The organism is Methanolobus mangrovi, assembly GCF_031312535.1.
Lineage (GTDB): Archaea > Halobacteriota > Methanosarcinia > Methanosarcinales > Methanosarcinaceae > Methanolobus > Methanolobus mangrovi.
On record NZ_CP133594.1, the window covers coordinates 2,020,488 to 2,045,374 of the forward strand.

General features: G+C 43.5%; 23 protein-coding genes and 3 pseudogenes. 8 read left to right on the top strand and 18 right to left on the bottom strand.

Going from position 1 to position 24,887, the window contains the following annotated elements:
- Positions 1-19: 19 nt before the first annotated feature.
- From RE476_RS09790 to RE476_RS09800, 3 genes are read left to right on the top strand one after another with little or no spacing between them, the layout of a single operon-like run.
- Positions 20-505 (top strand): hypothetical protein, encoded by a 486-nt coding sequence (locus RE476_RS09790; RefSeq protein ID WP_309307460.1) that lies wholly within the window; start codon positions 20-22, stop codon positions 503-505.
- A gap of 15 nt (positions 506-520) precedes the next feature.
- A complete protein-coding gene (locus tag RE476_RS09795) occupies positions 521-1,153 on the top strand; it encodes an endonuclease III domain-containing protein (protein WP_309307461.1) in 633 nt (210 codons plus the stop codon).
- Positions 1,137-1,922, top strand: a complete 786-nt coding sequence (locus RE476_RS09800; protein ID WP_309307462.1) for a C15orf41 family protein — start codon at positions 1,137-1,139, stop codon at positions 1,920-1,922. The genes RE476_RS09795 and RE476_RS09800 overlap by 17 nt, the downstream gene beginning before the upstream one ends.
- Before the next feature lie 12 nt (positions 1,923-1,934).
- Here the strand turns inward: RE476_RS09800 and RE476_RS09805 are convergent, their stop codons facing one another.
- Positions 1,935-2,153 (bottom strand): hypothetical protein, encoded by a 219-nt coding sequence (locus RE476_RS09805; protein ID WP_309307463.1) that lies wholly within the window; start codon positions 2,151-2,153, stop codon positions 1,935-1,937.
- A 206-nt stretch (positions 2,154-2,359) separates the two neighbouring features.
- On the opposite strand from RE476_RS09805, the gene lysS reads away from it, so the two are divergent.
- Positions 2,360-3,952: a lysine--tRNA ligase gene (gene lysS, locus RE476_RS09810; RefSeq protein ID WP_309307464.1), complete on the top strand. Its 1,593-nt coding sequence runs from the start codon at positions 2,360-2,362 to the stop codon at positions 3,950-3,952.
- 7 nt (positions 3,953-3,959) lie between these two features.
- On the top strand, positions 3,960-4,640 hold the full coding sequence (locus RE476_RS09815; RefSeq protein ID WP_309307465.1) for a class I SAM-dependent methyltransferase: 681 nt from the start codon (positions 3,960-3,962) through the stop codon (positions 4,638-4,640).
- On the opposite strand, the gene RE476_RS09820 is transcribed toward RE476_RS09815, so the two are convergent.
- From RE476_RS09820 to RE476_RS09830, 3 genes are read right to left on the bottom strand one after another with little or no spacing between them, the layout of a single operon-like run.
- Positions 4,619-4,864, bottom strand: coding sequence for a pro-sigmaK processing inhibitor BofA family protein (locus RE476_RS09820; protein ID WP_309307466.1), 246 nt, complete (start codon positions 4,862-4,864; stop codon positions 4,619-4,621). The genes RE476_RS09815 and RE476_RS09820 overlap by 22 nt on opposite strands.
- Before the next feature lie 50 nt (positions 4,865-4,914).
- Entirely contained in the window at positions 4,915-5,334 is a 420-nt protein-coding gene (locus tag RE476_RS09825; protein WP_309307467.1) for a nucleoside 2-deoxyribosyltransferase, read from the bottom strand.
- Positions 5,331-7,817, bottom strand: a complete 2,487-nt coding sequence (locus RE476_RS09830) for a DUF3656 domain-containing U32 family peptidase (RefSeq protein ID WP_309307468.1) — start codon at positions 7,815-7,817, stop codon at positions 5,331-5,333. The genes RE476_RS09825 and RE476_RS09830 overlap by 4 nt, the downstream gene beginning before the upstream one ends.
- Positions 7,818-7,929: 112 nt before the next feature.
- Here RE476_RS09830 and RE476_RS09835 point away from each other — a divergent pair, with 112 nt between their 5' ends.
- Positions 7,930-8,664 carry a 4Fe-4S binding protein gene (locus tag RE476_RS09835; protein ID WP_309307469.1) on the top strand — a complete coding sequence of 245 codons (735 nt, stop codon included), beginning with the start codon at positions 7,930-7,932 and terminating at the stop codon, positions 8,662-8,664.
- A 3-nt stretch (positions 8,665-8,667) separates the two neighbouring features.
- On the opposite strand, the gene RE476_RS09840 is transcribed toward RE476_RS09835, so the two are convergent.
- From RE476_RS09840 to RE476_RS09850, 3 genes are all read right to left on the bottom strand, one after another.
- Positions 8,668-9,375, bottom strand: coding sequence for a class I SAM-dependent methyltransferase (locus RE476_RS09840; protein ID WP_309307470.1), 708 nt, complete (start codon positions 9,373-9,375; stop codon positions 8,668-8,670).
- 230 nt (positions 9,376-9,605) lie between these two features.
- Positions 9,606-9,911, bottom strand: coding sequence for a hypothetical protein (locus tag RE476_RS09845; RefSeq protein WP_309307471.1), 306 nt, complete (start codon positions 9,909-9,911; stop codon positions 9,606-9,608).
- Positions 9,908-10,870, bottom strand: a complete 963-nt coding sequence (locus RE476_RS09850; protein ID WP_309307472.1) for a DUF7490 domain-containing protein — start codon at positions 10,868-10,870, stop codon at positions 9,908-9,910. Before RE476_RS09850 ends, RE476_RS09845 begins: the two co-directional genes overlap by 4 nt.
- Positions 10,871-11,226: 356 nt before the next feature.
- Between RE476_RS09850 and RE476_RS09855 the strand changes: the two genes are divergently transcribed.
- Positions 11,227-12,123: a cation diffusion facilitator family transporter gene (locus RE476_RS09855; protein WP_309307473.1), complete on the top strand. Its 897-nt coding sequence runs from the start codon at positions 11,227-11,229 to the stop codon at positions 12,121-12,123.
- 17 nt (positions 12,124-12,140) lie between these two features.
- On the opposite strand, the gene RE476_RS09860 is transcribed toward RE476_RS09855, so the two are convergent.
- Positions 12,141-12,428: a MazG nucleotide pyrophosphohydrolase domain-containing protein gene (locus RE476_RS09860; RefSeq protein ID WP_309307475.1), complete on the bottom strand. Its 288-nt coding sequence runs from the start codon at positions 12,426-12,428 to the stop codon at positions 12,141-12,143.
- Between the two features lie 15 nt (positions 12,429-12,443).
- The gene (gene hisF / locus RE476_RS09865) at positions 12,444-13,265 is read right to left on the bottom strand and encodes an imidazole glycerol phosphate synthase subunit HisF (RefSeq protein ID WP_309309598.1); all 822 of its coding nucleotides are present in this window, start codon (positions 13,263-13,265) and stop codon (positions 12,444-12,446) included.
- Positions 13,266-13,769: 504 nt separating this feature from the next.
- Here hisF and RE476_RS09870 point away from each other — a divergent pair.
- Positions 13,770-16,016 (top strand): amino acid permease, encoded by a 2,247-nt coding sequence (locus RE476_RS09870; protein WP_309309599.1) that lies wholly within the window; start codon positions 13,770-13,772, stop codon positions 16,014-16,016.
- A 149-nt stretch (positions 16,017-16,165) separates the two neighbouring features.
- Here the strand turns inward: RE476_RS09870 and RE476_RS09875 are convergent.
- The 9 genes and pseudogenes from RE476_RS09875 to mttB all read right to left on the bottom strand — a co-directional run bounded on the left by RE476_RS09875 (position 16,166) and on the right by mttB (position 24,769).
- A pseudogene (locus RE476_RS09875) lies at positions 16,166-17,542 on the bottom strand (monomethylamine:corrinoid methyltransferase).
- Between the two features lie 13 nt (positions 17,543-17,555).
- Positions 17,556-18,212 (bottom strand): methyltransferase cognate corrinoid protein, encoded by a 657-nt coding sequence (locus tag RE476_RS09880; RefSeq protein ID WP_309307476.1) that lies wholly within the window; start codon positions 18,210-18,212, stop codon positions 17,556-17,558.
- A 225-nt stretch (positions 18,213-18,437) separates the two neighbouring features.
- Positions 18,438-19,841: pseudogene (mtbB, locus tag RE476_RS09885) on the bottom strand ([dimethylamine--corrinoid protein] Co-methyltransferase).
- Positions 19,842-19,855: 14 nt separating this feature from the next.
- Positions 19,856-20,500, bottom strand: coding sequence for a dimethylamine corrinoid protein MtbC (gene mtbC, locus RE476_RS09890; protein ID WP_309307477.1), 645 nt, complete (start codon positions 20,498-20,500; stop codon positions 19,856-19,858).
- 345 nt (positions 20,501-20,845) lie between these two features.
- Entirely contained in the window at positions 20,846-20,995 is a 150-nt protein-coding gene (locus RE476_RS09895) for a hypothetical protein (protein ID WP_309307478.1), read from the bottom strand.
- Between the two features lie 12 nt (positions 20,996-21,007).
- The gene (locus RE476_RS09900; protein ID WP_309307479.1) at positions 21,008-21,304 is read right to left on the bottom strand and encodes a hypothetical protein; all 297 of its coding nucleotides are present in this window, start codon (positions 21,302-21,304) and stop codon (positions 21,008-21,010) included.
- Position 21,305: 1 nt separating this feature from the next.
- The gene (locus tag RE476_RS09905) at positions 21,306-22,352 is read right to left on the bottom strand and encodes an EamA family transporter (protein ID WP_309307480.1); all 1,047 of its coding nucleotides are present in this window, start codon (positions 22,350-22,352) and stop codon (positions 21,306-21,308) included.
- A 262-nt stretch (positions 22,353-22,614) separates the two neighbouring features.
- Positions 22,615-23,262: a corrinoid protein gene (locus RE476_RS09910; RefSeq protein ID WP_309307481.1), complete on the bottom strand. Its 648-nt coding sequence runs from the start codon at positions 23,260-23,262 to the stop codon at positions 22,615-22,617.
- A 16-nt stretch (positions 23,263-23,278) separates the two neighbouring features.
- A pseudogene (gene mttB, locus RE476_RS09915) lies at positions 23,279-24,769 on the bottom strand ([trimethylamine--corrinoid protein] Co-methyltransferase).
- Between the last annotated feature and the right edge of the window lie 118 nt (positions 24,770-24,887).

Genomic DNA, 24,887 nt, shown 5'->3' on the forward strand with positions numbered 1-24,887 from the left:
AATATATTGAGGTTTGATCATGACGTTACCCGATGTTTGCCCCAAGGACGGAGTTTCCCACTGTAAGAAAAAAGCCTGCCACCTTTACGTAGTTGAATGGCGTACAGGGGACGAACAATGTGTAATTGGGTATCGTTCAACTCATAAACAGCTCTCTAAGTCCATGCCCATGGAAGATACCTATGCTGAAAGGACACGCATAAGGCTTGAAAAGCCAACAGACCGTGAAAGCAGGTCATGGGCCGAACCGACTGTCCGCATGCCAGAGGAAAGAAAGCACCTGGAAAGGCAGAGACCAGATAATGTTGAAACCATTGTTGCAACACCTGAGAGGAAACCGATTGCAGTTATGAGCCAGGAAGAAATCGTGGTCAATAACAAAGATACTACGGTTATTGAATCAAGACACAGTGGCGAAAAAAAGGATGACAGGAAAAGAAAATCTCTTGATGAACTAATGAACCTGGATCTTCCTGAGAACTACGAGAAGGAATTCTGGGAATAGTTCTCCTTAGTATATATGCGATCAGCAATACTTTGTAAAGCCTATGATCTGCTTCTGGATGAACTGGGGCCGCAATACTGGTGGCCTGCAGACACAGCTTTTGAGGTTGTTATAGGGGCTTTGCTAACCCAGCAGACAAAGTGGACAAATGTGGAAAAGGCTATCAATGGTCTGAAAGAACACGGCCTGCTTGAAGTTCAGGATCTTGCTGATGCTGATATTGAGTTGCTGGAAGAACTTGTAAGATGTTGCGGCTTCTATCGGCAGAAAGCTTCTCGTCTTAAGGGAATAGCATCTTTTTTTGTTGTTCAGGGCATGGAGAATGTTTTTTCAATGCCGGTGGAAGAACTTCGTAAGACGATGTTATCGCTTAAAGGTGTTGGAAATGAGACTGCAGATAGTATTGTACTCTATGCCGCCAATAAACCAAAATTCGTCATAGATGCCTATACCACACGTATAATGAAATGCATCGGTATCGAAGGCAACTATATGCAACTACAGCAGATTTTTGAAAAAGACCTTCCTACAGATATCGATATCTATAAGGAATACCATGCTCTCATAGTTGAGTATTCAAAAGCCTATTGTGGCAGGAACAGATGTGATGAATGTATTCTGAAGGAATTGAATGAGAATGGATGTTGAAACCTATAACCAGATATATGACAGCCTGGAAAGTGTCAATGATGTGAAAAGCGTTGCAGAACAGTTTTCGCAACCTATTGGTACTATCTATTCTATACTTAACCAGAAGACCGTTACAAAGGTCAAGAGGAATTTCTCAAGGGTTAAGAACAACAGTGTCCGCCATTTCAAGCAGTGGAACAAAGGCAAGAGTATAACTGAGATCGCAAGGAAAAATGACATACCTGCGACTCTGATGGTTTCAATGCTGCTCAAGGAAATGGGCATTCCGAAGAAAGGCTTCATAAGGAATCTGGATGAGTATCCTGAAGGCCGCCTCAAGAAAGAGGTTATGGAAGCAATGGATTCTGATTTCTTTTTTTCCCCGAAGGCACATGATCTTCATGCGGAAAAAGGAGAACTTGGTGAATCTCTTCTTGCAACATGGCTTACTGAAAGAGGATTTACATACAGGTCAGAAAATGACCTGAGGGATGAAGGCTTTACAAAAACCCCGGATTTCCTGCTGGATGAAACACTTGAGGTTGATGGGGTGCAGGTTTCCTGGATAGAAAGCAAGGCTCTGTTCGGTGATGAGAAAGAGCATGCTTATTACATTAAAAAACAGTTCAGGGAATATGAGGAGAACTACGGAATCGGTATGATAGTTTACTGGTACGGTTTCATCGATACCATCAGTTACAATGGTAATATCATAAAGGATTTCGAGTTCTTTGCTAATGATGGGGATATGGTAGAAGAACTTCTGAACTTTAAGACAGATTGGTAATATTTCCCACAATCATTCAGTTCTTTTTGGCATGACGTTTTTGGTATACACTTGGTATACACCTTCCTCGTCATATATAACCACTTCTTTATTGATGGTGGCATGGTTACCATGTACTACCAGAAAAGGCCACAGCTCGTTTGTCTCAGGATCGCGCTGGTTCTTCATGTTAAAGATGTCCTCTGAAGTGCTTATTGGCATCCTGTGCAAGTTCTCGGTAATACGGGTCATATTTACCTGAACACTACCTGTTTATTAATATCTTTCGAGTTGCATCTGTATGGGGTCATTCTCTGTCCGAAAGAGGACAAAAACCCTGACCTGATTCCTGATTGTATTTTTTTCTTAAGCAAAGATTATAATAGTAACAATTATCTAAGGTTACTGGCTTTCGAGCACTTGAACATTCAATATTATTACTCATAATCGGTGAAATAATGGCAGATATTACACATTGGGCAGATGTCATAGCAGATGAGGTGCTGGCAAAGGGCAAGAAACACCTTGTTGCAACAGGCATCACTCCCTCAGGTCACATTCATATTGGTAACATGCGCGAGGTCGTAACTGCAGATGTAGCATACAGGGCTCTTATCGATAAAGGCGCAGAGGCTGAGTTCATCTATATTGCAGATACCTACGACCCCCTTAGAAAAGTATATCCTTTTCTGGATGAAAGTTATGCAGAACACGTAGGAAAACCTCTTTCAGAGATACCATGTCCCTGCGGCGAACATAAGAACTACTCCGAGCACTTCCTTGAACCTTTCCTGGGAGCACTTGACCATCTGGGAATTCATCCGAAAGTTTACAGGGCTGACGAACTCTACAAAGAGGGAGTCTATGTTGAAGCTATAAAGCAGGCTCTTGTAAAGAAAGATGAGATAGCAGAGATCCTTCAGAAAAGGTCCGGCAAGACTCCGGTAGAAACCTGGAATCCTTTCAATCCTATTTGTCTTGAATGTGGTAAGGTCAACACTACTATTGTAACAGGTTTTGATCTGGATGCAGAGACTGTGGACTATGATTGTTCATGCGGGCACAGTGGAACAGTATCCATGAAAGGTGGCGGTAAGCTTACATGGCGTGTGGACTGGCCAGCCAGGTGGAAGGCACTTGGAGTTTCAGTAGAACCTTTCGGAAAAGATCACGCTTCAAGAGGCGGTTCATATGATACGGGTCAGGATATTGTTAAAGAAATATTCGGATATGATGCACCTCATCCAATAGTCTATGAATGGATCATGCTTGGCCAAAAGGGTGCTATGTCATCGTCAACCGGCGTTGTCGTTTCCATTGCAGATATGCTTAAGGTAGTTCCTCCTGAGGTACTGCGTTACCTTATCATCCGTACAAAGCCTGAAAAGCATATCAGGTTCGACCCTGCATTACCACTGCTGACACTTGTGGATGAGTTCGAACGTCTGCACTCAAGTGACAATACCACATCATACGATAAGAGGATCATAGAACTATCACATGCTGCAGGACTTTGCCACACGGATATCCCGTTCAAGCATATGACCACCATATACCAGGTTGCAGCAGGTGATTTTGACAAAATTCTAAAGATCGTCAAAAGAGCAGGGTATGATACTTCAAACGAGAAGTGTATACGTGAACTTGTCGATAATGTCGGAAACTGGCTTGAGATGTATGCTCCTGACAATGCAAAGTTCAGTGTACAGGAAGGAATCTCTGTAAACGCTGCAAATCTGACTCCTTTCCAGAGAGCTTTCCTTACTTCATTTTCAGATATACTGGAAAAAAGTGGTGAATTAACAGGTGAGGATTATCATAATCTGGTATATTCTTCAAAGGAAGCAGGATCTGAATTAAATACAATGATAGCAGCTGCAATGGATGTAAGTCCTGAATCACTGGAAGTGAATCCGAAGGAGCTCTTCAAGGCAGTGTACATCTCTGTGCTTGACCAGGCATCAGGTCCAAAGGCCGGCTGGTTCCTTTCCTCACTTGAGAAGGACTTCCTTATCAAGCGCTTCAGAGATGCAGCAGCATACCGACCCTAATCAGATCATGGAAAACAGTTCTTTCCCGGGCAATGGTTCAAAGTCTCATTTCTTTGCTTGGGATGAAGAATACAAACATGTGACCTGGGGAGGTCCCAGGTCGATCTCAATGCTTGAGGGATTGATATCTCCTTCTTCCCGCGTACTGGATCTCGGTTGCGGTAACGGCAGATTTCTTCTTCCCCTCTCGCGAAAATATGAGTCTGTGGGCATTGATGTATCAGCAACTGCTGTACACAGGGCCCGCTCTTACATCAGTAAGAACAATAGCAAGGATGATGCACAGGCCGAATGTATTGTATCAAGCATAACATCACTTCCTTTTTCTGATAATTCTTTTGATGCTATCCTGTGCCTTGGTGTTGTCCAGCATCTGATGCAAGAGGAAAGGAAGGTGGCATTAAGTGAGATAAGAAGAGTGATGAAAAGCGGAGCTATTCTTGTTATTGAAGTCTTTGGGACGGAAGATATGAGATATGGTGGTGATGAGATCGAAAAACACACATTCCGCAGGAAAAACGGTATCATATACCACTATTTCACAGAAGATGAACTTGCATCTCTGCTCTGTGGTTTTCAGATCATAGAAATGAAGGCAATTGTTTCTGAAAAAAGATTTAGTGGCGAGTTACACAAGCGCCACCAGATAAGGGCAATAGCCCGTATTCAGAATGCAATTCCAAGATAACTTAACACAATTATCAGTAATGCACCTACAACGCCTGCAATCGCACAGACCAGGATGACTATCCAGTCGTAAGCAATATGCAATCCTAATACCAGGTTTGCAATAACGAGCACGATAAGTCCCATGATTGTGTTTATTACCATGTTCTTTACAGTCTTTAGTACCTTCCAGAGAAGAATTGCAGCTATGATAGCTACGATAAGAATCACTATTTCAGTTACCATGATCACCACTTTTATATTACGATGATAAGTATTTAATGATTGCTAAAAAATTAGGATTTGTTAATGGAGTTAAGGAAGCTGTCAATCTCTCCTTTCATTGCATCCATATTCCTGTATTCTTTACTGGTGATCCTTTTATCTCCAAGTATCATCGCGGAAACGTTTGTCTGCGGTGTGTACAAACAAAGGACCGACAATCCTCTTTGCAATGCGCTGGATATCTCATAACCAACACCAATAGAAGGAGTGCTGACCTCTGCTATTACACAGTGGCTCTTTTCAAGGAACTCCATATCACGTATGTATATTTCCTGCTCTGTTAGCAGTGACTCTGTCCTTTCAAGTTCCGGGTCAGCCACATGCCAGCTAAGTACATCATGTCCGTTTTCCTGAAGATAGTTACACATCTCAATGTAAGTGGACAGCATATCCCTGCCCCCTCTTATTGATGCGGAAAGGAATATGTTCATAATACTCCCCTGTGGTAATGCCCTCTTGTGTGATATTCGCTGATGTCGCTGGATTCCCATGCTTGCTTTTTGTTTTGGCTGAAATGAGAATCAATCCCATCTTTGTAGGCACGTGTGGCTTTTCCCACATGTTCGCTCTTCATGGTTCTGGCATCTATCCTGATTCTTGAAAGACCAGCTTTGATAAGTTGTGGTACTTCTTCCAGCAGGCATAGTTCCCTTGAGTTGTAGATATGTGTCCTGCAATCCGAATCAGTCTGTACCAGGAATTCATATCCCTTCTCATCGACTATCTCGAATTTACCGCTCTTGCAATGGGAACCGCAATCTTCCGTGTCTCCCAGAATGCCACCTATAAGGCAGTGTTCGGATTCCATTACCTGAACACCACCGTGTACAATATATTCGCAATTGCCATACTTTGCTATCTTTGTAATCTGCCCGAGATTCATTTCCGCTGAAAGGGTCACAGTATCTGCACCTTTCTCTGTCAGGAATTCAAGGGTATGCCGGTTGAATACATTCATGGAGCTGTCGGTGACTATTTTCATGCCTGAAACTGCTGATCCCATGGTCATTCTGAAAACTCCGGTGTTTGCTACTACAATTCCAGCAAAGCCTAGTTTTTTAGCCAGTGCTATCCTGTCCCTGAGTTTGTCCATTTCAGCATCTTTTACGATCACAGGGGTGTGAAGGTACAATGGTATCTCTTTCTCTGCAGCAAAAGTGATGGCTGAACACCACTCTTCACTTTCAATGTTCTTCCCATCACTATCAAGATATACTATATCTGCTCCGCCCTTGATTGCAGATGTGAGGGATTTGGGATTGTTAACGCTGACAGAAAGCATTGTTCTTTCTTCACTGGTCACCGGTTCATGCTCTTCTTTTTCTTCTTCTGCTGCCGGAGCATTATCTGTGACAGGCCTGATGTATGGCTGTCTTCTGTATTTTTCCATCCGCAATTTTTCAAGTTCCGATATTGCTTCAGTCCTTGCGTTGTTCAGTTCCTTTATCGGTATGAATGCATCTTCAGGGATGTCTATCCTGATATCAGCAGGCTCGAAAACCGTGTTTCCTGTCTTGGAAAGCTGTTTTTCAACATCTTCTGCAGTTGTTGGTCTTTTCTGGGATTTCTCAACCACATAATCGGAAATGATTTTTGAGCTGTTGTTCTCATTATCAGAAACTGAGAGTTCCATTTTCTCTCCGGTATGTGCTTTCAGGCTGATGGACACCGGGATCTTGCGTATTGGTGAAGGGGAACTGAATGACTGCTGCAATCCTTTCATCAGGGAATCGTCAAGTGTCCTGTAAACTATTGTTCCTGATTTGAGTGCCTGTTCAAAATTAACAGAGATGATGTCATTTTTTCCCGCATCTTTGATAGGCATATTATTAATATACATACCTCTGATTACGGTTCCTGCTTCCCGGTAACCTTCAAAACCGATTCCATCTCCAACTTCAAGTTCCCCACTGAGTTCTATTAAAATACTGCTACGTTTCTGATTGTATCCACTTACTTTTCCAACAACTATCCCCTGGTTGTGCGGTCTTTCCCGGCTCATGAGCTCACCTGCAGGGTCACCTTTGAAATAACCATTTGTGAATTCCCGGTTGAAGAGCTGTTCAAGTTGTGTGGATTCTTCTTCAGTTACAAAATAATTATCAGGATCTTCTGCAAACCGGTCTATCAGACGACGGTATATGCTTACGACCCCTGCAACATATTCTGGTCGCTTCATACGGCCTTCTATCTTGAAAGAGTCTATTCCTGCGGTTATGAGTTCAGGTAATATCCCGGAGGTGTTAAGGTCCTTTGGACTCAAAAGGTAGCTTCCTTCTGTTTTCACTTCCAGGCCGTTCTTCAGTAATCTGTATTGCTTGCGGCATGGCTGGGCGCAGTAACCACGGTTTCCGCTTCTGCCTCCTATCAGGCTGCTCATGAGGCACTGGCCGGAGTAGCAGATGCAGAGTGCTCCGTGTACGAAAGCCTCAATTTCTGCTCCTGTTTCCGCTTTGATCGTTTTTATCTCGTCAAGTGAGAGTTCCCTTGCAAGAACCACCCTTTTGACACCCATTTCTTTCAGTAAAAGGACTCCTTCGGTGTTGTGAATGGTCATCTGGGTGCTTGCATGCACAGGAAGTGTTGGGACCATTTCCCTTGCAAGTGTCAATAGGCCCATATCCTGTACTATGATGGCATCTGTACCCAGCTCATCCAGGGTGTACATAAGTTCCAGAGCCATTTTCATCTCGGTGTCCTTGATAAGTGTGTTCACGGTGACGTAGACTTTCACTCCCCTGAGGTGGGCGAAGTCAAGTGCTTCCCTGAATTCCTCTATGGTGAAATTGCCTGCGTAAGCCCGGGCGCTGAAATCCTTGATTCCAAGATAGACTGCATCGGCACCGTTCTCTACGGCTGCGATGAGAGATTCCATATTTCCGGCGGGGGCTAAAAGTTCAGGAGTTTTAAGCATGATATTTGCTCAGATGAGGTTAGAATATATAAAAGCCCCCTTTGATCAATCAATTTTAAATTCAATGCAACATATCTTAAAAATAGGCTATAAAGTAAGCAGGTGATAATACTTGAACAGGCAGGAATTCAGGAAATTGCTTCTCATAATTTCGTTCTTTATGTTCCCGCTAACTATCTTTTATTTTTCTCCTTATATTATCGTTGAGGCAGCATCAAAGGGGATAGCCTCAGGAAGTATGCTTGTCTTTGCATTACTTTTCCTGTCATCACTTGTTGTCGGCAGACTGTGGTGCGGATGGCTTTGTCCCTCAGGAGGATGTCAGTCAATATTGATACAGGTCAACGGAAAAGATGCAAAGGGTGGAAGGTATGACCTGATAAAATATCTGATATGGACAGTCTGGATCTTCATTATAGCATTTCTGGCTGCTTCTGCCGGAGGCCTGCATACTGTCAATTTCTTCTACCACACAGAGAACGTGATATCAATTGACAAACCCATGAAGTTCATTGTCTATTATGTGGTGATAGCTGTGCTGGCAGTTCTTTCAATGGCATTTGGTAAAAGGGCAGGATGCCATTATATTTGCTGGATGGCACCATTCATGGTCATCGGAAGGAAGATAAGGAACATCCTGAAGTATCCTTCCCTGAGGCTCAAAGCTGATGCCGATAGTTGCATAGACTGTAAGAAGTGCAGCAAAATATGTCCCATGAGCCTTGATGTCAATGCAATGGTGAGCAACAAAAAAATGGAAAATTCGGAATGCATCCTCTGCGGGGGATGTGTCGATACATGCCCGAAGGATGTGATAAGTTACTCCTTCAGTTCAGGCGTAGAGTGAATCTCATATCTTGGTGCACAGGTAGGTTGCCATGAATCCGTCCTGATAATAGGATTTTTCTATGATGAAACCTGCTTTTTCAATTAATCCTTCCATGACCCAGTCAAATGTTGAGAATTCGTCTTTAATGTGGAGAGTCATTTCATTGACAATCTCATCCCCGGCTTCAGGAGGCATGTTTTTGAATATCTGTGAGAAATATGAATCGAAATCCTGTATCCCTGATGAAAAGACCACATCCTTCAGGTAAAACTTTCCACCGTCTTTAAGCATCGAGTTGACATTCCTCAGTGCGATAAGTTTCCAGAAATCCGGAAGATGGTGCAATACAAGCTGGGTTACCACTGCATCAAATTCCTTTCCGTTTGGTTCGAATGTCAGGAATCCTGCGTTTTCAAATCCAATGTTATCCCTGTTCCTTTCCCCTGCTTTCTTCATAGCAAATTCAAGCATTCCCTGTGAGATATCCAGAGCAAGGACTTTTTTGCAATATCTTGAAAGCTCAATTGAGAATTCACCAGTTCCACATCCGATCTCCAGTACATTGTCTTCCGGTTGAAGGTCAATGAGCTTACGCATGGTTTCAGCCTCATCGGCTATATCCCGGATAGTTCTCATCTTTCTGTCGTAGTTCCTGACCTCTTCCTCGCTTGCGTAATCAGTTCCTATTTGGATGAATTCATCATAATACCATTCAGGTAATTCTTTCATAGTGATCACTTCTGTGTTTACAGGCTCAATATGTTTCTCGTTGATAATCAATTATAGCATCGGTTCAAAAGTTAAATAACAGGTTCTATTCACTTACCATTCACAAGTCCTATGAAAATCATAGTCTGTGAAAAGGCTATGAGCACAGGCGAAGACCGAAGGAAATTTTCAGAAAAGTCATTCTGATAAGTGAGAATTAAAAAATAGAATGTGAAAATATGGAAAAGAAATTACTTCTTTTCCTTTTTCTTCAATACATAACTTTTGAGGATATACAAACTTACTACGATTACAATCAGATTGTAGAATGCCTGGATTATGGGTACATATTCCTGCTTGAACCACGTGTAGATTATGCTATCCACTGTGAAATAGAACTTTAACGCAGAAATGGCAATAATGATACCCAGCAGTACGAACAGACCGCCTTTGAAATAGTCCTCTACAGTTGTATCCTTCTTTTCTTTTGTGTTCACTTTTGGAGGTACTATGATATTTTCATCTTTTGTTTCCTTGGTCTCCTTTTCCTCGTTCATTGCAATCTCCTCCTTGCTATGTATAGTGCTGAGATAAATGATATTGCTGCAAAGATTACTGTAAAGCCGGGGCTTTCTTCCTGGGCAGTTTCTTCTGCATACTCCCATTCATAGTCTTCTTCAACTACAAAATCAGTGGTATCTATGTCCTTATTCTGTACCTGTTGATCCCGGTCTATTATCTTTTCAGGATTCAGTTGAACGTAATCTTCCCCGGTATTAACTATGGTGTTACCATCCCATATACTGACCTCGACAATGTAGTTGTAGTTGTCAGGTACCGTGAGATTGACACTTCTGATAATGGTATCTTCAGGTTCTATCTCACCTGAACTGATCCACTTCTTGTCTGCAATGAGTCGTGCATCCATTTCCCTGGCTTTGACGAGTATGCGGTAATCCTCTGTGGTTTCTACGCCTTCGTTCTTCAGGTAGATGTCATTTTCAATAACAACTCCTTTAGAACTTGCTTCCTTTACTATGAAGTCAATGCCTTCTATCTGCATACCAGTTTCCTGCGTATCAGTTGGCAGATTCTCCAGTCCGGATAGCGTCATCCACCTGTCATATTCTATTTCACCTTCATTGACAATGATCGCATTGATACGGTAACTGCCACTTTTTGGAAGGCGTATTTTCTGGCTTACTATTTTGGTTTCGTCCTCTTTTATAGGTCCGATATCTTCTTCCTGTTTCAGTTCCAGCAAACCGGTTCGCTCGTTGAATACTTTGAGCATAACGGTTGAATTGCCGTTGCTGTCAGCTCCCCTGTTTTCGATGTATGTGGTCACATTGAACCAAGCATAGGTGCTTTTGACACTATCCTTGGATATCTCCATATCAGATATTGTCAGTCTTGTTTCCTCATCGAACTCACGCAGGCATCCGCTGGATGCTGCGAAAGATATGACAATGAGTAAAATAAGGATGAAACTGATTTTGTTGTATTTCTTTGTCATGGATTTCCCCCTCACAATGATATTACAAAAAATACTATTTAAATATTATTGGCGTGCGTGCTAAAAAATAAAATAAGAAAGAGATTGATTGTTTTGTAGCATATACTATAAAACTATCCATAATAATCTAATTTATTCACAGAAATTTTGATAAAACACAGACATAAGTCTTGATCATTTCCTTAATTCAGATTTTTTAATTTAGGTCTGCAAATAATACTTCTGAATATGTAATGATTAGAGGCTAGAATAAGTATTGAAGGGTATTTTAAAATATGAAGGCATCCAAAAAAGTTACAAAAAGTTAAATAGGTCCATAATAGTCTCTACCTAGCATAAAGGAGCGCGTAGTAATAATGCAGGATGGAGATGCAAGAAGCAAAACTGCGGTAAAAGTGACCACTAACGGGATGGTCTTTAATATATTCCTTACTATTTTCAAGTTCATTGCAGGTTTCTCAGGCAATAGTGCAGCAATGATCGCTGATGCTGTCCATTCATTTTCTGATTTTATTACTGATATCGTGTTAATTCTCGGGCTCAGGGCTGCCGGTAAACCTGCGGATCATAATCATCACTATGGTCATGGTAAAATCGAAACACTATGTGCAGCCTTTGTAGGTATCGTTCTTTTTATAATCGGATTAGAAATACTGCAGAGTGGTTTGGGCAAGATACTTTTTGTAGCCGGTGGTGGCAACCTTGAACAACCTGGAGCTGTCGCCTTTATTGCTGCAGTAGTATCTATTCTTACAAAGGAAGCTTTATACCGCTACACACTGAGTGCCGGCAGGTCTATAAAAAGCGATGCAATGATTGCAAATGCATGGCATCATCGTTCAGATGCATTCTCTTCTGTGGGAACAATGATAGGCATCGGTGGAGCAATGATCCTTGGAGGACGATGGGTAATTCTCGACCCCGTAGCAGCGGTCATTATGAGTTATTTCATATTCAAAGTCGCATTTGAAATCTCTTATACAAACATCAATGAACTCACAGAAGCAGCCCCGGATATTGATATTGTTAAAGAGATAAGTCATATTATCGTATCCACTGAAGGTGTCAGGGACTTCCACAAGCTCAAAACAAGAAAGATAGGTAGTAACATAGCAACTGATGTACATATCCAGGTAGATAAGGATCTGAGTCTCATCGAAGCTCATGACATATGCACTGAAGTTGAGAATCGGTTACGTGCAAAGTTCGGAATGGACAGTATACTGTATATCCATTGCGAACCTGATATGTAATTAATGTATAATCTTTTTCAGTCCGTACAGATGCACGGATTCTGTTTGCATGTAGGACATTTGTCAGGATATTTTTCCAGAAAAGCAGCTTCAAGGTCAATGTCATACAGGTTTGCAAGCGCAGCTATCCAGGCAAAACAGTCTGCAAGCTCCTCCCTGATGTTGTCCATATCATCCCTACGGATGGCTTCTGCGAGTTCACCAATCTCTTCCACAAGCCAGAGAGTGGTGGCTGGTGCACCTCTTCTCCTGTCGTTGTGGGCATAGAGATCGTACATCCGTTTCTGGAATTCTGAAATTTCCATGTCTTTCACCTGTCCTTAGAGTCTTACAGGAATGTTCTTTTTCCTGAGATATTCCTTGGTGTCATTGACAGTGTACTCTCCGAAGTGGAATATGCTTGCTGCAAGTGCTGCATCAGCTTTTCCTTTTGTAAAGCCTTCGTACATGTGCTCTGGATTGCCTACGCCACCTGATGCGATGATAGGTATCTCCAGTTCATCAGAAAGCTTTCTTGTGATCGGGATATCGAATCCGTCATAGGTTCCGTCTTTATCCATACTGGTTAGCAGTATCTCCCCGGAACCGAGTTCTTCTACCTTCTTTGCCCACTGAACAGCGTCTATCCCGGTTGGCTGCCTGCCGCCGTAGATAACAACCTCATACCATGCAGGGGTACCATCTTCAAGTTCAAGGATCGTCTTGTCAGGATGGTCCTTAATATTTGTATTCCTCTTGCAGTCAATGGCTGTGACAATGCACTGGGCACCGAATATCTCTGATGCTTCCTTGATGAGGTCCGGATTCTTTATGGCGGCGGTGTTTATGGATACCTTGTCCGCACCTGCCCTGAGTATCTGGCGTATGTCTTCGATGGAGTTTATTCCCCCGCCAACTGTGAGCGGAATAAATACCTCGTCTGCGGTCCTTTCGATGACTTTGACCATGGTGCCTCTTCCCTCGTGGGAGGCGGTTATGTCAAGAAAAACAAGCTCGTCTGCACCCTGTTCATTATATCTTTTGGCAAGTTCCACCGGGTCGCCAGCTTTTCTCAGGTCTACGAATTCTATCCCCTTGACAACGGTTCCGCCTTCCTCATCAAGCGTAACATCAAGACATGGTATGATCCTTTTTGTGAGCATGTGTGATATTGTCCCTTTCACTGCTTTTGATTATCTGTATCTGCACGGCTAGCCGGCAGATGGTAATTTAATAAGAAGATATCGAGTTTTTATTTAATACTTGTTGTGGGACTTTGCGACTCTGTATTGAAATAGCCAAGTATATATCTAAGCACTATTAACATCCGCTCCGAATACTACATGGGACCCACCGAGGAGTACCTGTCACTCTACAGGAAGATCTCGTATGAGATCATGGGCGATATTCTAGGGGAGCCGGTTTGACCTAATATTAAATTCTATTTAAACTCCAGTTGTGATTTCTGTTTTATTATACTACGAACACTGTACTGTAAAATGATAGGTTTGTTGAACAAAATGTATTTACCCCCTTCGTCTTTTCTATCATGAATAATACCCATGAAATCTATTGCTTCAAGTATTCTGTGATATTTCAATAGTTGCATGTTTTCTACAAAGTCCAACAACTATTATTAGTTGTATAGACCATCATAATTGGGGGACATGATGGCCGAGGACAATAATTTTTCATCCAATGCTCAAGAGCCTACATTGCAGGAACAAATTCATGAACACAAAGTAACCAAAGGGAAGCTTTTCGGCACCTTTGATGGTGTTTTCACACCCACAATGCTTACCATTCTGGGAGTGATAATGTACTTAAGAGAAGGATGGATAGTGGGAAATGCAGGTCTTCTGGGTGCCTGGCTTATTATTCTACTTTCATGTGGCATAACATTTCTAACCGGATTATCACTTTCCTCGATCACAACCAATATCCGTATTGGTGCGGGTGGTGCTTTCTCAATCATTTCCCAGTCATTAGGACTCGAAGTAGGAGGAAGTATTGGTATTCCACTTTATCTGGCACAGGCCCTTGCCGTCGCCATGTATATATTTGGTTTCCGTACAGGTTGGCAATGGATATTTCCAGATCATCCGGCAATTCTTATAGATCTAGGCACTTTTGCAGCCTTGTTCATTATTGCTTATATAAGTGCTACTCTTGCATTCAGAATCCAGTACATAATTATGGCGATAATCGCTGGTTCCCTTATCTCCGTATTCTGGACATTATATTCTGTTCCGTTACAGCAACCTATTACATGGTGGGGATCATTTCCAGGATCTCCCGAAAATATGTTCACAGGAATTGGTTTCTGGGCACTTTTCGCAGTGTTCTTCCCGGCAGCAACAGGCATCATGGCTGGAGCCAACATGTCAGGAGAACTGAAAAATCCACGCAAAAGCATCCCCGTGGGTACCATGTCAGCAATCGTATTAAGCACGGTAATTTACCTTTTACTGGCTTACTGGCTGATACGGTCTGCAACTCCTGGAGAACTTGTCAGCAATTACACTATAATGATAGACAGGGCAGCTTGGGGACCTATAGTCGTGGCAGGCCTGCTTGGAGCAACATTTTCCTCGGCACTATCTTCCATCGTTGGTGCACCAAGGATATTGCAAGCTCTTGGAGATAGCCGTATACTGCCAAAAAGCAACTGGTTTTCTATAAGAACACAATCAGGAGAACCTAGAAATTCTATAATATTCACAGGCATCATTGTACTTTTTGCATTGATGCTTCGGGACCTTAATGCTATTGCTCCCCTTATCACTATGTTCTTCCTGCTCACGTATGCAATGATCAACGTCGTGGTATTCATGGAGCAGAGTTTGAATCTGGTAAGTTTCAGGCCACTCTTCAGGATACCCCGGGCCGTATCCTTTCTTGGAGCAGGAGGTTGTCTTTTTGTCATGTTCACGGTAAACTCCACATTCAGTCTTGTGGCAGTGGTAATTGTTGTCTCTATACATAGCGTTCTTTTACGCAAACATCTCAAAGCACCTTTTGGAGATGTACGAAGCGGACTTTTTGTGGCACTGGCCGAATGGGCAGCAAAAAGAGTTAACGAACTTACAGTATCAAGGGAAAGAGCATGGAGAGCAAACATATTGGTTCCTGTAGAAGACCCGCAGGAACTTAGAGGTATGTTCAATCTGGTGCGAGACATAGCCTATCCAAAAGGATTTATCAAGCTTTTAGGTTTGACAGGCAAAGTTGAAGACAGGGAACTATATTCAAGACTACCGGACATCACAAAGTCATTTCAGGATGAAGGAGTTTTCTCATCATGGACTATAATAGATGTCCCTGCTTTTGAAGATAACCTTATTGCAGGCATGGAAGCTCTGGGTGGAGCTTTTTTCCGTCCGAATATCATACTCCTGACACCTCCATCATCAAAAGACAGAGAAAACGACATTCGAATACTTGTACAAAAAGCATTGCAGAATCATATAGGAGCCGTGATATATGCGGCTCATCCCAAATCCGGCCTTGGAAGACATAAATCCATCAACCTCTGGATAGATGACAAAAGTCCGGACTGGGAGATCAGCATGAACCTTGGGAATATGGACCTTGCGATTCTAATAGCATATAAACTCAAGAGAAAATGGGAGGCTTCAATGAACCTGATAAGCGTGGTTGATGATTTTGGACAGAAAAGGAAAGCAGAAGAGTATATTAAGACGCTGGCCGAACTGGCAAGACTTCCAAACGTGAACGCCTATGCTTTAAAAGGAGATATTGAAAGTGCTGTCCAGGAAGTTCCCCAGGCAGCCCTGAGTATATTCAACCTGACCTCTGAGCCGGATTTTGAATTCATCCGCAGAATGGTAGAACTGACAGGTTCATCATGCCTCTTTACACTTGATTCAGGAGACGAAAATGCCTTGGCATGATGGGGATGATCACTTCTAGTAAATCTTCATAATTAGAGAGAAGTAAAATAGATACAATTGTACTGTAAAAAAGTTAGGGTGAGCCAGCGGTGATAAGTCGCTGGCTGCTAGGGAAGTGATAAACTAATTTATCACAGGGATTTTTGATTTTAGAATGAAAGTCCGAACTCTTCGAGCTTCTTGCGTGCGCCGTCGTAGACCTTCATGTATTCATCAGTTGGTGTTACGGTAGCTACATCGTAACATTCCTGGAAGGTCTTTCCTGCTGGTGCATTTGCATAGTTGCCCTCATAAGAGCTTACAAGAGCATCAAGGACCTTGTTGACATCCTCAATAGCCATTCCTGATGTTGCTCTTGCGACTTCTCCCATCATCCTTGCTTCCATACCTGTGGTCTTGTCCTGGACAACACCCTTTGCAGCTGCCACACCGGAGAGGATCTCACGGCCGGATGCTGTGTCAGTTATGGACTGAGCGGATGCTTCAAGCAGACACATCTCGGTACATGGACCTGCACATGGATAGTACTGGTTACCTGAGATTATGTTTGTGAATTCTGAGATGGTTGCACATGTCCATCCTGCGATCATGAGGGTCTCACGAGTGTTGGTTGATCCCCAGCGGATGTGGACCGGACCGTCAAGGTGCCAGCTTGCATTGCTCATTACAAATGCATTGATGTGGGTTGCGATATCAACGATAGCAGTTTCTTCTATGCCGCCGGCATAGCCACCAAAGATAGGCATCTGCTCATCCATGATGATGTCACTGTTACCCTGATAGTGGGCCATTACACAAATTGCGTCAAGGTCGATCTTAAGCTCGTTGAGCTGGGATACTTCGTGACTGTCACTGCAAACCATGCCACCGACACAGTCTGAAGCGATATTTCCCTGAGCGGACAGGGAAGTCTCTGGTCCCTATATGCCCATGCCTGGCCTTCCGGCCATTGCAGCTGCGGTCTTGATCAGCCTTGTTTCGGTCTTGGCTGCAAGAACTTCGTATGGGCTCTTTGGTATTGGTGGTTTGCCACGGACTGTCATCATGACACCGTTTACGATGGTGTCGACTTCCTTCTCAAGAGCGTAGCTCATGTGAACTGGCATGAACATGTCCTCAGAAATTGGGGAACCTGTTGGACCACCCTGGACTATTGGCTTTCTCTTGTCGCCAACACTTCTCTTCTGGACCCTTACAGCGTCTCTGCCGGTTCCGATTGTGAATTCCTTCTGGACATTGTTGAGAGCGTCCCAGATCTCATCCTCTGTGTATTTTACTACACGGCTTGTGTCGGTACAGAAGATACCACAGTCAAGTAACATCTCGAAACCTGCTTTGAACAGGTTTTCCATCATGTCCTTGTCGGTAGGAACGAACTCGTTCTTGAAATCAAGATTATATTTCTGTTTGAGCTCCATTGCCTTCATAGGGATTGTCATAAGGTCCCAGTCATCCTGAGTAACTTTCTGTCCCTTCTTTGCACGCTCATAAAATTCAAAACAATCAAGTGATCTTGCGAATGTCATAATATGTGCCTCCTTATTTCATAATGTCAAGAGCTACACGGGCTGCATCTGCTGCATTCTCTGCTGTTGCGTCTGCTCCGATCTCTGCAATCCATGCATCTGATACTGGTGCTCCACCGAACATGATCTTAACAGAGTCACGAAGACCCTCTTCTGTGAGCATGGACACTGTGTCCTTCTGTCCGAGCATTGAAGTTGTCATGAGTGCAGAGCCTACAAGCAGGACCTTCTTACCCTTGTGTTTTGCAACTTCTTCAAGTATATTATCATTTGGAACGTCAACGCCCATGTCAATTATCCTGAAACCATTTGCTTCAAGCATTGTTGTTACGAGGCGGTGTCCGATATCGTGAATGTCGCCTTCCTGTACGTAAGTGATAGCAAGACCTACACCTTCGTCGTCTGCTCCCTTTTCTTCTGCAAGTATAGGAACCAAAATTTCCATTGCAGCGTTCATTGCCTTTGCAGACATCATGATCTGCGGAAGGTAGACCTCTGCTGCTTCAAACTTGTCTCCTATGATCTTCATGCCTACTGAAAGGCCACCGTTGATTATCTCGACAGCAGTCATTCCAGAGTCAAGTGCTTCCTGGGTAGCTGCTGCACAGCCGGCAATATTCTGAGTGACGATTGTGTCTCTGAGTTTGTCTAACATTTCCTGGTTTGACATATTAAGCCTCCTTATGTGAATAGTAGCTTGAATCAAGACAATGAGCAACGTTTTACATTTTCAGAGCGTTGCCCTATATCTTGTCGTAAATTATAGGCATACGGTAATCATGTACCGTATCACTACTATTTATATTTTGCGTGTAACGCAATATTGGTAATTAAAATAAAATGCTAATAAGTCCCACTGACAGTGGAACCTACCAGACATTACCAAAGAATATATTTATCTCAACTGCCCTCTGAATTTCTCACAACAGTTGATGTCGATTCCGAGCAATTTCTCGATATTCATCTTTGCTGCAATTCCTTTTGGAGCACCTGCAACTGAAGTGATGACCCCGATACCCAGTTCTTCTCTCAATTCTCTCATTACATACTCGTCACTGAGGTCATCTGTGGTTACGTCGAGTTTCTTTGCAACGTAATCCTTTGCTTCTCCAACTCTCATGCTCTTGGCAAATTCCATCCTTGCAACAAGGTCACCAGCTGCTCTGATTCCGCTCATTCCGGAGGTCATTATGTGGGAGATCGGCATACCCATCGGGTCGCCGACCCCTACCTATATACCATCCACGCCGGCGATTTCTACCATCGCCTTGCTTGCCCTTGAAACGGCATCAATTGTTGGTGTCTCGATCATTGGGATACCGCCAACGCCCATACCCATGTTTACATGACATGGAATTGGTGAATCCTTAACAGCCTGCTTGATGAAGGTAACAGCCCTTCCCAGGTTCCATGCTGCACTCTTGCTGGTGTTGGTATTAACTACAGGTCCGAAAACATTAGCTCCTGCTTTTGCTACAAGTGCTGCCTGCTGGTGTGGCCAGAGTCCTGCAAGTACAGTACCATCATATTCCATCTCACCGTGCAGACCAAGCATAAGCTCACCGGCCATACCTGCCTCGATATAAATATCAGGATACTGCTTTCTCAATGCCTCGATTGCATGGAGGGAAGCGAACATGTCACCATCACCTGCAGCACCGATAGTATCAAAGTTCACACCGTCAGCACCTGATGACATCATCCTCTGCATGATCCAGACAATATCTCTTGTAAGGTGTTTTGCAGCATGCTCCATGGACTCCTGAGCTTCCCTGATCTTGAAAGCCTTCATAAGATCTCCAGGGTTCTCAAAGGGACCGTCAGGGGTGTAGTAAAGACCCATGTTTGGCATTGCACCGTAGAACAATGGAACAACCATGTTCTGCTGGCAGACTTCCATTGTCTGCATTTCCTGTGCGATTACAGGTTTTGCAGGTTTGTAACTATAGTCAATGTGTCCGATCTCCATTGTGTCAGCACCAAACGCACGCTCGTGCATCATTGCACCAACAAGCCTGCTGGATGGAATACCAACACCACTGTTACCCTGGTCACCATCAATTCTGATGGTTCCGATATCGTGGGTTACAGGTACTTCCTTGCCAAGCTCAACACCAACCATCCTGGAAGGCATGGTAAGGATGTCCACGAGCTGGTCGATCTCATCTTCACTAAGGTTAGGAATGCTACCAAGATCTGCAGCATCTGCCATACCGTCTTTCAGGTCAGCAATTATCTGCTCCTTTGTCATGAAGATGCGCTTTCCATCTCCCATTCTCAATTTATATTCTGTTGCCATAATTTCACCTCAATTTAAAGCAGAAGTTCTTTAGCTTTTACAACAGCTTCACTGGCATTTTCTGCATAACAGTCAGCACCAATCTTTGCAGCCCAGTTCTCTGTTGCAGGAGCGCCTCCAACCATTACCTTGACACTGTCTCTCATGCCCTGTTCCTTGAGCATCTCGATAACATCCTTCTGTCCCTGGAGAGTGGTTGTCATAAGAGCGGAAAGACCTACCATGTCTGCGTTGGTCTCTTTTATCTTGTCGATAAAGTCCTGAAGAGGAACATCTCTACCGATGTCGTGAACCTCAAAACCAGCTGACTGGAGCATGGTTGAAACAATGGACTTGCCAATATCATGGACGTCACCTTCGACTGTACCATTGACAATTACTCCAAGCTTTTTGCTGACAGAGTCTGCTGGCATATCTGCCTCAAGGAGCTTGACACCGGCTTCCATTGCGCCTGCTGCCATCATTACGTGTGGAAGGAATAACTTGCCTCTTTCAAAGAGAACACCTACTTCGTTCATTCCGGCTGCAAGACCTTTCTCTATGATCTCTGCAGGAGGAATACCTTCACTTCTTGCCTTCTCCACAGCAGCTGTTACAACATCGTTCTTGCATGTGATTACAGCATCTGAGAGTTCTTTGAACATTTCTTCTTTGCTCATTGTTATACCTCGTTGATTTTTGATAATTATACAATTCTGATTTGATTCTTATTTTGGAGGGGATATAGCCCGAAAGTAAAATACCATACAATATCGGTAGATATATATGTTGCCTTTAGAGATAGTATTTAAAGGTTACTCATGTCTTTCAACGGTATCTCGTATTTATATTTTTCCATTATATTGCGCTATTCAACTTTCGGGTATAAGTGTGGAAATAAACATCAAAAGACACAGATCATTCGCATGGCCTTTGTTCCAGGAGAGAACACGGCTTTCAAAATCACTGTGTCTTATCTACTCAACTACTCAACTGATTTTCAGATTCTTTTGTTTCGTTCCTCCTTAGAACTGTGAGACAAAAGTCCTTGCCTGCCAGAGTGCAAGTATTGCGACGATCAGGATGACAACCATCCACATAACGTCGGCAGCTGGCAGTGGGGAGTTAACCCAGTAAGCATTGTAAGCTTCCATTGCAGCTTGTGTCTGAACCATTTCGATCACTCCTTACACATACATTAAACAGGCATCTGCAGCTCTTATTTTTCCAAAGTCGGTAATCAGGTACTTGTGCAGAAGGAAACCTTTCTTGTAGACTCCATCTTCATCGACCTTGACCTCAACATCCTTCAGCATTCCACCTGATGCAAGTTCAATGATATCAAAATTTATGGAATCTCTCTGGAAATTTCCTTTGAGACCATATTCTTTCTGTATCTGCTGAACTATCTCATAGTTCCATTTACCTTCACCATTATTGCATAGTTCAAGAATACGGAACTTTATAGGACGGTTAGCTGCCATTTCAGTCACCTCTCAATGATTCCATCTCACCAGTGTCTTCAGAGAACATTATAGAACTGCCACCAAGACACAAAGCGCCTCCAAGAAGGATAGTCCATCCAGGAACATCTCCGAAGAAGAGGAAGATGAATATAACAGCAAACAAACCGTATAGGTTTCCAATACCCTGACCTCTTCCTACACCAATCAGTGGGAAAGACTTGTACCATGTAACATAACAGAAACCAAATGTGATACCTGCAAAGATCAGTACAAGAAGTGTCATTGGTTCAAATGCAAGAAGTGCAAACTTATACATTGGGAATCCTACGATAGCAAGCACAGGAACAATAATAACCCACCAGATGATGTTCTCACCAACAAACCTCAGTGTGAGACCAACATCAGGTTCTGCGATATCAAGACCTTTACCTGCGATAGCACCTTCTATACCCCAGCCGGCAGCTGCCATAAGTCCACCAAGGTAACCTATCCATGCAACATTGCCACTTCCAAGTTCTGAAAGCACACCGCCACCGAATATGGTGATACCACCGAGAATGATGAAACCAATACCAAGGAAAGCACGCTTGGAAATCTTTTCACCATACCATTTAGAAGCAAGTATAGAACCTACTACAGGATACATAAGTGCTGCAACCGCTGCAAAAGCACCTCCGACAAAACCCATAGCAATGAATGATCCCAATATAGCCATAGGACCACCGAAAATAGATGCAAGGAAGAACCATTTGGAACAAGGGTGGAATTCTTTCAAGGTCCTCTTCATTTCTCCGAACTTACCAAGAGCACCATTCCACACCATAAGAGCTAGCATAACAGTTAACGCATTGAATGCAGTGATAAGCACAGCCACTATGATCAGTGCCATTCCGTCACCGCTTCCGGTGGCTATTTCAGCATACATTTCGTCGAAAGGGTTAAGCACCCATACAACCGTGCCAGGGATATACCACAGACCCCAAAGCACTGCACAAAACAGGGCCCACATGTAACCGAATTTTACTCGGCGTTTATGCTCCTGTTTTTTTAGTAATTTTAAATCCACATTAATACCTCCAATTTTCAAACCTTCATAAATATAGATGGCGTTTTTTATACCTCCGGAAAAAACCGGAAGTGGGAGATGATATAATAAAGATGAGGTAGCACCAGTCCCTGATCCAACCAATGGATAATCATCTTCTTTTGGGATGCACAAAAAACGGGAGAACATATCTCCCAAAGCACCCATTAATAAGTACACTTCTGAACACTATTATAGATAGAAGGATGTACCGTAAGATACATCCTCACACCTATACACATATTCAGAAAAGTGCGCTCAGTTTTGCTACTACGTCAGTTGCGTTCTCTCCGTAGATATCTGCACCGATCTTTGTTGCCCAGTCCTGGGTTACAGGTGCGCCACCGACCATTGTCTTGACAGAGTCGCGAACTCCTGCTTCTTTGAGCTGTTCTTCGATCTTGATCTGGCTGACCATTGTAGTGGTCATGAGAGCGGATGAACCAACGACATCGGCTTTGTTTGCCTTTACAGCTTCAACATATGCACTGATAGCTACGTCTCTTCCAAGATCCACTACCTTAAAACCAGCGATCTTGAGCATTGTTGCAACAATGTCCTTACCGATTGAGTGAATATCTCCCTCAATAGTTCCGATAACGATTGTTCCCTTGCTAGCTGTTTCTGCACCCTTTGCTTCAAGAGCTGGTGTGAGTACAGCTACTCCTGCGCTCATTGCCTCTGATGCTGCAATGACGTGTGGAAGGAATACAGTACCTGCTTCAAACTGGTCACCAACTTCGTTCATACCTGCTGTAAAGCCGTCCTGTATAAGGTCAACAGGATCGACATCTGCATCAAGACCTTCCTGAGCGATTTCTGCTGCTGCTTCTTCATCAAAATCGAGAATAGCTGCTTTTGCTTTTGCAATAATTTCTTCTTTTGTTGCCATTTTTAAACCTCCTGTTTTACATGCTGGCCCTGAATGCTTTGTCAGCCTTCTCTACTACTGCCTGCATATCCTTGAGCAGATCAGCGTCTATTGGTGTGACTTCGTGGTTCTTCATGATGTCAACGACTTTTTCATGAGCAACCGTTGCGATGTCCTTGGAACCTGCCATTTGCCAGTCTCCGAACATGAGTCTGTCAATGATCATTGGGCTGGATGGGAGATCGATGTTCTGTCTTGTTGTTTTGTGTGCAAGGAAGTTGTTTCCAATACCAACCTGGTCAATGGATTCAACTGCCAATGTCTCCTCGGTTACAGGGATTCCCTGCATTGCCTTCTTTGTCATGGAGATCATATCGTTGTCAAGAACGAGCTGTTCGAGTGAGAATGTCATACCGAGCTCAAGCATACCTGCTCCGTACAGGGTGTTTGCACCTGCAAAGGATGGAAGAATTGTTGTCATTGTCTTCTCATGACCAGCCTGGCCATCAGGTATCTTGGCATCAGCCTACGAACCAGCAACGAATGTTGGCAGACCGTAGTACTGACCGAGCTTTGCAACAGCTGCACTGATAAGTCCGAGTTCTGGTGAACCGACTGGTGCTGTTCCTTTCTTGAGGTCGAATGTTGTGGTGGAGCTACCGTACCATACTGGTGCACCTGGCTGGACCAGCTGTGCGAGTACAATACCGGAGAGTACCTCTGCGTTGTGGGTAACAAGTGTACCTGCGAGATGTACTGGGGATGATCCTCCTGCCATTGCCATACTGAGTACGTTTACAGGTGTTCCGAACCTTGCACCCTTTATGATGACCTGACATGCATTGACACTGAGCTCAAGTGGGCTTGTTGGACAAAGCAGTGTTGAGAAAATAGGCTTCTTACGTGCTTCCTCATCGTCGCCACCATAGTATGCTGTTGCGATCTGCTGGTAGTATTCTACGTTCTCGCCTACAGGGTCGATGTGGTGGAAGTGCTTTGTTGTGTTCATTAAAGGTGTCAGAGTCTCATGTACGTCCTGTGCACCCTTACCTGCCCAGTCTCTTGCGGAAACTGCAAGTGAATAGTAGTCGATGTTCTCTGCCCAGTCACAGATCTTTGCTGTGTCTGCGAGGTCCTTCTCTGTTGAGTCGACAGTTGTGTACTTGCCTGGCCCTTCATAGTTACACATCTTGACACCGGTTCCGAAACAGGTCCAGTGTACCTTTCCTTTGTGCTCCTGTTTGACGTTCTTCTTCTTGTCACGTCCCCAGAGGACGAACTTTGAAGGACAGTCAAGAAGTGCCCTGTTAACGACATATTCAGGGATCTTTACTACCATTGTCTTTTCATCAACTAAACAGCCACCTTCTTTGAAGATAGCTCTTGCTTCAGCGTCTGAGACCTGAATACCGGTGTTCATGAAAACATCCATGGTAGCATAGTGAAGAGCTCTAAGATCATCTTCTGAGAAGAGCTCCAGACTTATACCGTCCAATGGACTTCTACCTGGGAAAAAGTGTTTTACCATTTTCTTAACCTCCAATATAATTAATTTCAAGAGACCTCATAGAGATCCTTGAGGAAGTGTACATGCATTCCAGCAATGTGTTCCTGTATGATAGGTAGAATAAGCTACTATATAAAAC